The organism is Dialister sp. (assembly GCF_051885895.1).
Lineage (GTDB): Bacteria > Bacillota > Negativicutes > Veillonellales > Dialisteraceae > Dialister.
Genome location: NZ_JBJEXP010000047.1, coordinates 1 through 11,508, shown reverse-complemented (window position 1 = coordinate 11,508; position 11,508 = coordinate 1). Strand labels below are relative to the sequence as shown.

The window sequence follows — 11,508 nt, the reverse complement described above, 5'->3', positions numbered from 1 at the left end:
GCCTGCGGATCAGAATGACGGTATCCGGCGGGATGGTCAGTACGCAGCGATGACTTTATCATCCTCACCCGGCCAAAGATGAATCCAATGATGCTGCCGCCGTTCTCTGAACCTGTTCACTCTCCCTGGGCGAAGCAAATGCAATCTTTTTATGCAGCCAGCGGTAAAAGCCGCACCTTCTTTGTACGTCCCATGACGCTTTCGGAGCCCATTCCCTGTGGAGCCGCTTTTGGATTTGTGGTAATATAATGGTGTATTTACAGGCTTCAACGTAGGCAATTCATTTCAAAGGGCGCTGCGGAAAATTTTCGCAGGTCTTCGGAATAAGGGGAAGGAGTGTTGAACTTGTCTGATATCAGACGTTTGTACGTAAGGAAGAAGGAAGGGTTCCGCCAGGGGGAGGAAAGTCTTACCAGAGAGCTTCGGGAGGTACTGGGAGACAGGATTTCTGATTCCGCCATTTATCACCGCTATGATGTGGACGGACTGACTGACGAGGATTATGCGAAGGCGGCAGCTACTGTTTTCTCTGAACCTCCGGTAGACAGCATAGAAGAAAAACTGCCTGAAGGAGATCTGGTATTGGGCGTGGAATTCCTGCCGGGGCAGTATGACCAGCGGGCCGATTCTGCAGAACAGTGCCTGGCCATTGTCACCGGAAAGGACGGCGCCCGGGTGCGCTGTGCCCTGGTGTATGCATTCCATGGACATTTTGTGGAAGGGGACAGGGAAAAAATCCTGAAATTCCTGGTGAACCCGGTGGAATCCCGGGAGGCTTCCCTGGCTCCTGCAGAAACACTGGATCTTCCCATTGAAGATCCCAAACCGGTACCAGTGGTGGAAGGACTGAGAAATCTGGATGATCAGGGGCTGGATGATCTGATTTCCAGCATGGGACTGGCTATGAGTCATGAAGATCTGGCCATGATCCGCGATTATTTCAAGGATGAGGAGAAGCGGGATCCTACAGTTACGGAAATCCGTGTACTGGATACCTACTGGTCCGACCACTGCCGCCATACTACTTTCTCTACCCAGCTGACGGATATTGATGTGGAGGAAGGTACCTATACTGCTCCTATTTCCAGAGCGCTCAAGGAATATGAAGATACCCGCATCCATATTTACGGAAAAGATACAGACCGCCCCGTGACATTGATGGATATGGCTACGGCAGCAGTGAAGGCTCTCCGCAGGGAAGGCAAGCTTGACAACCTGGATGCTTCGGAAGAAGTGAATGCCTGCACCATCAAGGTAAAAATCGATACGGAAAAGGGCAGTGAGGACTGGCTGCTTCTTTTCAAAAATGAAACACATAACCATCCTACGGAAATCGAACCATTCGGCGGCGCAGCAACCTGCCTTGGCGGCTGTATCCGCGATCCTCTGTCCGGCCGTTCCTATGTATACCAGGCTATGCGCGTCACCGGTGCCGGTGATCCCCGTACACCGCTGGCAGATACGCTTCCGGGAAAACTGCCCCAGAGGAAGATTACCATTGAAGCAGCCAAAGGGTACAGCTCCTATGGCAACCAGATCGGCCTGGCAACAGGAGAAGTCAAGGAATATTATCATCCCGGATTTGTGGCCAAGCGTATGGAAATCGGTGCTGTGGTAGCAGCAGCGCCTGCAGACCATGTGATCCGCCTGACTCCGGAGCCGGGGGATGTGGTTATCCTGGTAGGCGGCCGTACCGGCCGAGACGGCATGGGCGGTGCAACCGGCTCTTCCAAGGAACTGAATACGGAATCCATTGAGACCTGCGGCGCAGAAGTACAGAAGGGCAATCCTTTGACCGAAAGAAAGATCCAGTGCCTGTTCCGCCGCGGCGAAGTGACCCGCCTCATCAAACGGTGCAACGATTTCGGCGCCGGCGGTGTATCCGTAGCGGTAGGCGAACTGACTGACGGTCTGGATATTGATCTGGACAAGGTACCGAAGAAATACGAAGGCCTTGACGGCACAGAACTGGCTATTTCCGAATCTCAGGAACGAATGGCTGTAGTGGTCAAAAAAGAAGATGCGGATCAGTTTATCCGCTATGCAGCAGAAGAAAATCTGGAGGCCACTGTTATTGCCGATGTGACTGATACCAAACGGCTGGTGATGAAGTGGAGAGGCGTTCCCATTGTGGACATTTCCCGGGCATTCCTGGATACCAACGGTGCCCGTCAGGTGAAGGCCGCTCATATTGCAAAGCCTGATGAAAAAGGCTATTTCCATCCCGCTTCCATTACATCCGTAAAAGATACCTGGCTTTCTGCCATGGGAGATCTGAACAACTGCTCCCAGCAGGGCCTGTCGGAACGGTTTGACTCCACCGTAGGCGCCGGCACCGTGCTGATGCCCTTCGGCGGCAAATACCAGAAGACGCCCTCCGATGGCATGGCAGCCAAGTTCCCTGTACGCCGTGGAGAAACGGACAGTGCCAGTTTCATGGCCCACGGCTTTGATCCGGATCTGGCATCCTGGAGCCCCTTCCACGGCGCTGTGTACGCCGTGCTTCTTTCCGTAACCCGTCTGGTTTCCATGGGTGCGGACTGGAGAAAAGCCTACCTCACACTGCAGGAATATTTTGAAAAACTGACAGATAAGACCAGCTGGGGCAAGCCGGCAGCGGCTCTCCTGGGTGCCTTCCACATGCAGGAAGCCTTGGGCCTTGGCGCAATCGGCGGCAAGGACTCCATGAGCGGAACTTTCAATGATATCCATGTACCGCCTACACTCGTTTCCTTTGCCATCGCTCCCGGAAAAGCATCGGAAGCAGTGAGCCAGGAACTGAAAAAAGAAGGGGACGTGCTGGTACTCTTCGGCATGCCGAAGGACAGGGAAGGCATGCCGGACCTGGATGTATTCAAGAAACATGCGGATTTCCTCTATCAGGAAGTGAAGGCCGGCCATGTGGCAGCCATGAAGGCAGTAGATCATGGCGGCGTAGCAGTAACGGCAGCCAAGATGGCTTTCGGCAACGGACTGGGCATTCATTTCACCGAAAATCTGCCCCTTCCGAAATTCTTCGGCAATTTCTACGGAGCCATTCTGGTAGAAACCACGAAGGAGGAAGCGGAAAGGTTTGTCAAAGAACCGCATACGAAGATTCTGGGCACCATCGGCGGAGACAGCATGGAGCTTTATGGAGAAACCATAGCGCTTTCGGATCTCCTCAAGGCTTATGAAAAGACGCTGGACCCCATTTTCCCAAGACGGGCAGAAAGCCTGAAAAAGGAAGATCCGGTGCTTCCAGCCTTTTCTGCAGTTCCCCAGTTCTACGTCCATACAAACCTGGCAAGGCCGAGAGTATTCATTCCTACCATGCCGGGAAACAACTGCGAAGTGGACAGCGCCAGGGCCTTTGAAAGAGCCGGGGCAGTTTCCGATATCTTTATTTTCCGGAACCGGGATTCTGCCGAACTGAAGGCTTCGGTGGAAGAAATGGCAGAAAGAATCCGCCATGCTCAGATCGTCATGTTCCCCGGCGGCTTCTCTGCCGGCGATGAACCGGACGGCAGCGGTAAATTCATTGCAGCCGTATTCCGCAATGAAAAGCTGAAGGAAGCCATGGATAAGCTGCTTCATGAAAGAGACGGACTGGCTCTGGGCATCTGTAACGGTTTCCAGGCTCTGATCAAGCTGGGCCTTGTGCCTTACGGCGAATTCAAGCCTCTCACCAGCGATGCACCGACCCTGACCTTCAATACCATCGGACGCCATCTGTCCCGCTTTGTTACCACCAAAGTGGTATCCACCAAGTCCCCCTGGCTTGCTCTCTGCAAACCGGGAGACCTCTACAGCATTGCCATCAGCCACGGGGAAGGACGGTTCATTGCTTCCGATGAGCAGATCAAAGCCCTGGCAGCCAATGGCCAGATTGCTACCCAGTACACCGACTTTGACGGCAATCCTACCTATGACAGCCGGTTTAATCCCAATGGATCCTGCTGGGCAGTGGAAGGCATCACCAGCCCCGACGGCAGGGTGCTGGGCAAGATGGGCCACACCGAACGGCGCGGTGAAAACATTGCCAAGAATATTAGTGGAAACAAATACCAGCCTCTCTTTGAAGCCGGCGTGAAATATTTCCGCGGATAAAAAGAATTTGAAAAGGAGCAGACTTCGGTCTGCTCTTTTTTAGTGCGCCTCCATTGAGAGAAAATACATACAATGCTTTCTTGAAAACAGAGCTATGGCCCTGCACTGCATGGGAATTTCCCTGAGAAAGGAAGGGGATGGAAGGTGTAGAGGGCGCCGGGAATCCCCTTTTCCTCTTTTTTCGGGGATAGGGTATAATAAAATGAGATACAGGAAAGGAGGAGTCCCATGGAACCGAAAAGCACGGACAGCAATGCGGTCTTTTTTGTAAAAAGGCTCATTCAGCGGTTTAACGATGATAATGTGACCGCCCTGGCAGCTGAGACAACTTACTATTTTATCCTTGGGCTGATTCCTTTCATGATTTTCCTGGTGAACAGTATGCTCTTCTTTGCTGCTCCCCAGATTCATGTGATTCTCAGCCTTCTTTCCTATTTTCCCGATGATGTGGCAGTAACCATGGAGACAAACATTCTCCGGATTATTCAGGCCCGCAGTTCCATCTGGCTTTTCATCGGTCTTGCCGGCGCCCTGTGGACCTCCTCCCAGGGGGTGGACACGTTGATCCGCTCTACGGATCTCGCCGTATTCGGTGACAGGAACAAGCAGTCCTATGTCCGGGTGAATGCGAAATCCATTATTTTTACCCTATTTATTTCCTTTGCCATGATCCTTTCCCTGGGGCTCATTGTCTTCGGAAATGCCGTGGTTTATGCCATCGCCTATTATTTTCATGTGCCTGAAGTGTTTCTGAAACTCTGGACAGTAGTGAAGTTCGGCATTCCTTTCAATATCATTGCCTTTTCTCTGGCGGCCTTCTATGAATATGCGCCGGCAGGAAGGCGGTCCGACTGGAAGCGGGTCATTACGGCCGCTTTTGTTGTTACCTTCATATGGATTGCCCTGACAGCAGCCTACGGATACTATATTCTTCATGTATCTTCCATGGGCCTTACCTATGGATCCCTCATCGGTCTGGTGGTCCTCTTCATCTGGTTCCATCTGGCGGCTATCGTTATCATCACCGGCGGCGAATTTATTGTGACCTGGGATGAAACGGTGAAGAGGAGCAAGGCCCTGGAGGATAAGGAAAGACAATAGGAGGAGCCGGCACATCAGGGCAGTGCTTCCTGCATACAAAAAGGACTGTGAAAAAATGTCAATCATTTCTTCACAGTCCTTTTTCATGACGCTTATATTTTTAGGAAGTTTTTGAAATGATGGCAGGCGGCCCTCCGCTCGAAATGACGAGGGGACAGTGCTTATATCATTTATTTTCTTCCGAAATGTGGATAGAGTGTCTGACGTCTGATTATCTGATAGAGTTTCAGCCGTTTCTTCACATATTCTTTTTCTTTCAGGATTTCATCTGCACCCGGGCCAGCGGTCTGGCGGCCGATTTTTCTTCATCCTGTGCTACGCACCAGGAGGCGAAAAGGGAACCGGATACATTGTGCCATACGGAGAAGATGGCACCGGCGATGCCTCCGGCGGCAGTGAAATACATGAGGGCCAGGGTGGAGGCAAGACCGGAATTCTGCATGCCGACTTCGATGGCCATGGCACGAATCTGCGCCTTGTTCATGCCGAATTTCTTTGCGCAGAAGAAGCCCAGTGCCATACCGCCCAGATTATGGAGCATGACAACGGCAAGAATGATGAGGCCGTTGTCCAGAATGGTGCGGCCCGAGAGGGATACCACGCAGCCTACGGTGAAGATGATGACCAAAGCGGAAAGCATGGGCATGACCTTTGTCACGCGGGCAACCTGCCGGGGAAAGAAATAGTTGCATCCTACGCCTGCAAGCAGGGGAAGGAGCACCATTTCAATGATGGACAGCATCATGGAGGTGAAGCTGATATCCACCCAGGCACCGGCGATGAGCCAGATGAGGAAGGGAGTGACAAAGGGGGCCAGGATGGTATTCACCATGGTCATGGAAACAGAAAGGGCCACATCTGCATGGGCAATGTAGGAAATGACATTGGAAGCGGTGCCGCCGGGGCAGCAGCCCACCAGCACCACGCCGATGGCAATGGCCGGAGGAAGGGCGAAGAGCCTGATGAGCACGAAGGCCAGGGAAGGCATAATGACGAACTGGAGAAGACTTCCCAGGGCCACGTTCTTCGGCTGGCGGAACACATTGCTGAAATCCGAGGGCTTGAGGCTCATGCCCATGCCGAACATAATGATCCCCAGCATGAAGGGAATCCAGGGAGCCAGCGGCTTCATGACGGAAGGAAAGAAAATACCGAACAGGCCGGCCAGTATAACGCCTACAGCCATGTAGCGGGTACAGATACGGATGATTTTATCAAGCATGGAAAACTCCTTGATGGAAATATTCCTTCCGGGAGCAGACCTTCACGGAATTTTCCGGAAGGAATGGAAAACAGCAGGAAGGAAATCAGCCGATTTCCCTTTCTTTTTCTTCTCCTCTTGTCTTCAAGGGATGGTTCTTTTCATCCACCATCACTACTTTCGGCACAAAGGAGCGGGCTTCTTTTTCATCCATCTGGGCATAGGCAATGATAATGACAATGTCTCCCAGGGCGGCCAGGCGGGCGGCGGCGCCGTTGAGGCAGATGACGCCGCTTCCTCTCCTGCCGGGAATGGTGTAGGTTTCCAGCCGCGCACCGTTGTTATTGTTGCAGATCTGCACCCGCTCGCCGGGAAGAATACCGGCGGCGTCCATCAGATCCTGATCGATGGTGATGCTTCCCATATATTCCAGATTGGCTTCCGTGACAGTGGCGCGGTGAATTTTGCCGTGCATCATGGTATAGGTCATCATTCCGCCTCCAGTACTACGTTATCAATGAGCCTTGTTTTTCCGAATTTCACAGCCACAGCCAAAAGAACTTTTCCGCTGATGGTTCCTCCGATTTCCGTAAGACCGGGCAGGCCGTACATTTCCACATAATCAATGTCACTCATGGGCTCTGCTTTGATTTCATCGGTGACCTGGGAAATCAGTTTTGCTGGGCTTCTTTCTCCTTTGTCAAAGGCTTCCTTAGCATGCTTCAGGCTTCTGGAAAGCACCAGGGCCGCCTTGTGCTCTTCCGGGGAAAGATACACATTGCGGGAACTTTTTGCCAGGCCATCCGCTTCACGGACAATAGGCATGATGCGGAGCGAAACATTCATGAAAAGGTCATCCACCATGCGCTGGAGCACCTGGGTCTGCTGGGCATCCTTCAGACCGTAGTAGGCCCGGTCACATTCCGTAAGGTTGAAGAATTTGGTGCATACCGTAGCCACGCCGCGGAAATGAATTGGCCTTGTCCTGCCGCAGAGAACCTGGGTGATAGGGCCGCATACTTCCACCCAGGTGGGATCCTTGTGAGGATACATTTCCTCCGGTGTGGGAGCAAAGAGCAGGTCGGCACCGGCTTCTTCCGCTACTTTCATGTCGTGCTCCAGCGTCCTCGGGTACTTGGCGTAGTCCTCATTGGGGCCGAACTGGGTGGGGTTTACGAATACCGTGGTAATGGTCACATCATTTTCCGCATGAGCAGCCCGGATGAGAGATGCGTGGCCTTCATGCAGGGCGCCCATGGTGGTGACGAGGCCTATGGATTTCCCTTCTTTCTTGCACTGGTGAACAAACTTTTTCAATTCGCTGATTTTCTGGCAAAGAATCATTTTCTGCCATCCTTCCCGGGAAATACGTTCCCAATGCTTTTCTGCAACAACGGGACAGGATTTCACAAAAAAAGGCGCACTCCAAAAGGAATGCGTCTTTTTCTCTGCTTCCAACGGAAACCGCTGTCCGGGAAAGAACTGATTCAATTGCAGAAAGGAATCAGGTTTTTCCTGGCAGTCGGCATCCCGGGAATCAAAAAAGGGCATCCGAAAAGGATGCCCTATGATTTGAAATCTCTGCATTCGTCTCGGTTATTACAATCCAAGCGATATGAATTTTGCCGGAAGATATCTGCCGAAGTCATTTCTCTTTTTCAGCCGCTGAAGCTCCTGCTTCTGCAGGATACCCCGCAGCCATTATCAGAAAATCCTTCCAAAGGCTTACCTGTCCATGTCATTTCAGGCTCTCTCTGCGAGATGCCCCTATGAGCCCGGTACAGGTTATATCTTCCAAGAGAAAGAATACTCCCGAAGAAGAAAGTTGTCAAGGAGGGGTGGAAAGAGAATCTGTGTTCTTTGGCTGCAGAGGGACGATCGCCCTGTACTTTACCTTCTGAAATTTCTGCAGATTTTATTTTGTCCTCAGTGTCAGTACGAAGGCGATCCGGCCGTCCTTATATTCTACTGTCAGGGGGACAGAAAGGAGGGAGGACAGCTCCCGGGCAATGGACAGCCCTATGCCGTAGCCCGATTTTTTGCTGTTGTGGGATTCATCATTCCGGTAGAACCGTTCAAAGAAACGGCTGTAGTCCACATGCTCGCCGTCTTTGTAGTCGTTGGATACGGTAAAGAGAACGGTGTCTTTTTTCTTTCCATGGGAGGCGGAGAGCATAATTGTGCCTTTTTCATCACAGTATTTCACCGCATTGTCCAAAAGGATATGGAGAATTTCCTTGATGTATTTTTCATCACTTTTGGCAGTGAGACCTTCTTCACAGGACAGAACCAGTTTCTTTCCCTGATCTTTGGCCAGAAGATCAAAGTCTTCCTTCAGGGGAAGAAGCAGAGAGCTGGCAGAGAAGGGGGCAATGTTCAGCTGGGCCTTGTCTGCTTCTCCCGCTTTTGAGAGAAGGATGAGGTGGCTGATGAGGCTGGACATGCGGCGGACCTGCTTGATAATGCCCTGGGTCCACTGGTTTTTCCCGTTCATCATTTCCATGGCTTCCGCATTGACGGAAATGATGGCCAGCGGGGTTTTCAGCTCATGGCTGGCATTGGTGATGAATCGTTTCTGATTTTCCAGATTTCTGACAAAGGGTGCAATGGCACGGTTGGACAGGAAGGCGAAAATAATGACATAGAGAAGAATGCAGAAAATGCCGAACCAGATGGAATAGGAAAGGAAGGTATGTACATCGGCAAATTCACGGGTGCAGTCGAGAATGACCAGCAGGGTGCCGCCGTCGGAAAGGGTGGTTTTCATGAAGCCGTAGCGGGCTTTATTTTTCTGCAGAAAACCGCTTTCCAGAGGAGAGGAAAGGGCAATCTGGGCGAATTCCACGGCCTGCTCTTCGGAAAAGGCAACAATGTTTTTCACGTTTACTGCAGTGATATGGTTCTCACTGTCCAGCCGGAGAGAGAAGTAGCGGGTCTGGTAGGCAAATTCCGGCGTGTCTTCCGGCCAGGTGACACCGGGGAAGAAATCTTTTCCCCAGGAGCTTGTGCCTTCGGGACGGTAGCGGGAGGGCATGCTGCCGCCGTTCTGGGAAATATAGGTCATGGTGTCCAGACAGTGCTCCCGCATGGCGTAGTATCCCATCATATTAATGAGACCCAGGGCGCCGGCCACAATGATGAATATGGCCAGGGTAGCCAGGAGGATGAAGCGGATACGCAGTTTTTTGATAATATTCATGCTTATCCCTCCCGCACGGAGAGCTTGAAATCTTTCCCTTCTTCGCCCTGGATGGTGAGGTCTGAATTAATGGCAGACAGCTTTTCTCTGAGGTAGGAAATGTAAATCCAGACTACGCTTTCATCCACGCCCTCTTCTCCGCTCCAGATTTTCTGGAAAATATAGGAGGTGGACAGAGCCTTTCCTTCATTCAGCATGAAAAGCTTCATCAGTCTGGTTTCTTTGCCGGACAGACGGATGGAATTGTGGGCGGAGAGCTCCTGCTCCTCCGTGTCAAGGCTGGTGGCTCCGGCGGACAGGGTGGAAGGCGTGAAATCGCGGCCTCTTCGGGTGAGAGAACGGATCCGTGCCAGCAGTTCCCCGATGGCAAAGGGCTTGGTGAGGTAGTCATCCGCACCGGAATCAAGGCCGGTAATGCGGTCATCCACTTCCGATTTGGCGGTGAGCATGATGACTGGCGTCACATCACCGGCGGCACGGACTTCCTTCAATGCCGTAATACCGTCTTTCACGGGCATCATAATATCAAAAATCATGCAGTCATAGCTCTTTTTAGAAGCCAGATCTACGGCAATGGCGCCGTTTTCTGCCCAGTCTACTTCAAAGCCCTGGTGTTTCATAATGGCGATCAGTACGTCCGCCATATCTTTTTCATCTTCAGCAAGCAGTAAGCGCATAGTATCTCCTTTTATGGCAGAGGCCGGCGAAAGCGCAGAGGAGATGAAGAAAAGGTTTCCCTGTGTTTCCTCTCCCGCTTTCCGGCAGGTCTCTTTTCAATGTAACGGGGATCAGGCAGGGGAAATCAGTGTTCCTGCCTGATCAGGTTTCGAATGGTCTGCATGGACAGATCGCAGGAAGCCAGCTCATCAGCACAGCGTTTCAGTTCTCTGGTAATCATTTCCGGATTCCGGATATCCTTTTTGTATTTCATCTGGTGTTCCAGGCTGGCCCAGGAGTCCATGGCAATGGTGCGGAGCTGGATTTCTGCAAAGAAATGGCCCGGATTCTGTCCTTTTACATCTTCCATGGGAGTCTCCATGTCGATGATCAGATGGTAGCTGCGGTAACCATTGGGCTTTGCATTCCGGATGTAGTCTTTTCCTTTGACAATGGTGCAGCCGGGCATGGAACGGATGAAGTCAATATTTTCGTAAATGTCATTGAGAAAACAGCAGACAATGCGGATGCCTATGGCATCGTGGATGTCATAGAGGGCAGAGACGGGACTTTCCGGAAGACCCTTGCGGATGCATTTGTCCCGCATGCTTTCTTCCGATTTGATGCGGTAGATCAGGTGCTCATAGGCTGCTTCGCCGGTCTCTTCCTTATGCTTTCGGCTGAATTCTTCAATCTGGGAAACAATGTGCTGAAGGACTTGGGGAAGCGCGTCCTTCCAGGCGCCGTATATAGATGCAGGCATAATGATATCTCTTTCTTAAAAAAATAAATCTTTCTTATTATACCATGGAATCTCTATGAAAATATAAATTTTGGCTGACAGTCAATTTGTATGAGAGAGTAGAGTCAATGACGGCGGGGCAGCGGGCTGAGAAGCGGTCTATCCTTTGATCTTCAGGGACCTTCTGCACAGTACTCCAGGGCGATACCGCCATCCTCAGCCCGATGAAATGCTCTTCCCTGCGGGCCGGCAGATACAGCCTTTCCGTACAGCCTGCGCCGGAGGCACGCACCCTTCCAACCTGTATTTCCTGTCATTTTCCTTCAGCAGGATATAACCTATCGGTTTCAACTGCATAAAGAAGGGAGACTTCTGTGAAAGTCCTGTTTTCCCTATAATATTCCCAGTGATTACGAAAGAGGTGCTTACGATGAAAGGTAAAAAATGGATAGTTTCCCTGCTGACAGCAGGTGCATTGATTGCAGGCGGATATATGGCTTCGGCAGCGGATATGGAGCT

The 11,508-nt window shown here is 51.6% G+C and carries 8 protein-coding genes; 2 read left to right on the top strand and 6 right to left on the bottom strand.

All coding sequences use genetic code 11. The features are described from left to right. Positions 1–345: 345 nt before the first annotated feature. Entirely contained in the window at positions 346–4,089 is a 3,744-nt protein-coding gene (locus ACI4N7_RS04290; RefSeq protein WP_439732131.1) for a phosphoribosylformylglycinamidine synthase, read from the top strand. A 228-nt stretch (positions 4,090–4,317) separates the two neighbouring features. After that, positions 4,318–5,190: a YihY/virulence factor BrkB family protein gene (locus ACI4N7_RS04285; RefSeq protein ID WP_439732130.1), complete on the top strand. Its 873-nt coding sequence runs from the start codon at positions 4,318–4,320 to the stop codon at positions 5,188–5,190. A 256-nt stretch (positions 5,191–5,446) separates the two neighbouring features. On the opposite strand, the gene ACI4N7_RS04280 is transcribed toward ACI4N7_RS04285, so the two are convergent. The 6 genes from ACI4N7_RS04280 to ACI4N7_RS04255 form a co-directional block, all read right to left on the bottom strand. Continuing rightward, positions 5,447–6,412, bottom strand: coding sequence for a bile acid:sodium symporter family protein (locus ACI4N7_RS04280; protein ID WP_439732129.1), 966 nt, complete (start codon positions 6,410–6,412; stop codon positions 5,447–5,449). Positions 6,413–6,497: 85 nt separating this feature from the next. Beyond that, the gene (panD, locus tag ACI4N7_RS04275) at positions 6,498–6,881 is read right to left on the bottom strand and encodes an aspartate 1-decarboxylase (protein WP_439732132.1); all 384 of its coding nucleotides are present in this window, start codon (positions 6,879–6,881) and stop codon (positions 6,498–6,500) included. Beyond that, the gene (panC, locus tag ACI4N7_RS04270; protein ID WP_439732128.1) at positions 6,881–7,735 is read right to left on the bottom strand and encodes a pantoate--beta-alanine ligase; all 855 of its coding nucleotides are present in this window, start codon (positions 7,733–7,735) and stop codon (positions 6,881–6,883) included. Before panC ends, panD begins: the two co-directional genes overlap by 1 nt. Positions 7,736–8,306: 571 nt before the next feature. After that, a complete protein-coding gene (locus ACI4N7_RS04265; protein WP_439732127.1) occupies positions 8,307–9,590 on the bottom strand; it encodes a sensor histidine kinase in 1,284 nt (427 codons plus the stop codon). A gap of 2 nt (positions 9,591–9,592) precedes the next feature. Further along, positions 9,593–10,267, bottom strand: a complete 675-nt coding sequence (locus ACI4N7_RS04260) for a response regulator transcription factor (protein WP_439732126.1) — start codon at positions 10,265–10,267, stop codon at positions 9,593–9,595. A gap of 125 nt (positions 10,268–10,392) precedes the next feature. Then, positions 10,393–11,010 carry a GTP pyrophosphokinase gene (locus ACI4N7_RS04255; protein ID WP_439732125.1) on the bottom strand — a complete coding sequence of 206 codons (618 nt, stop codon included), beginning with the start codon at positions 11,008–11,010 and terminating at the stop codon, positions 10,393–10,395. Positions 11,011–11,508: the final 498 nt, after the last annotated feature.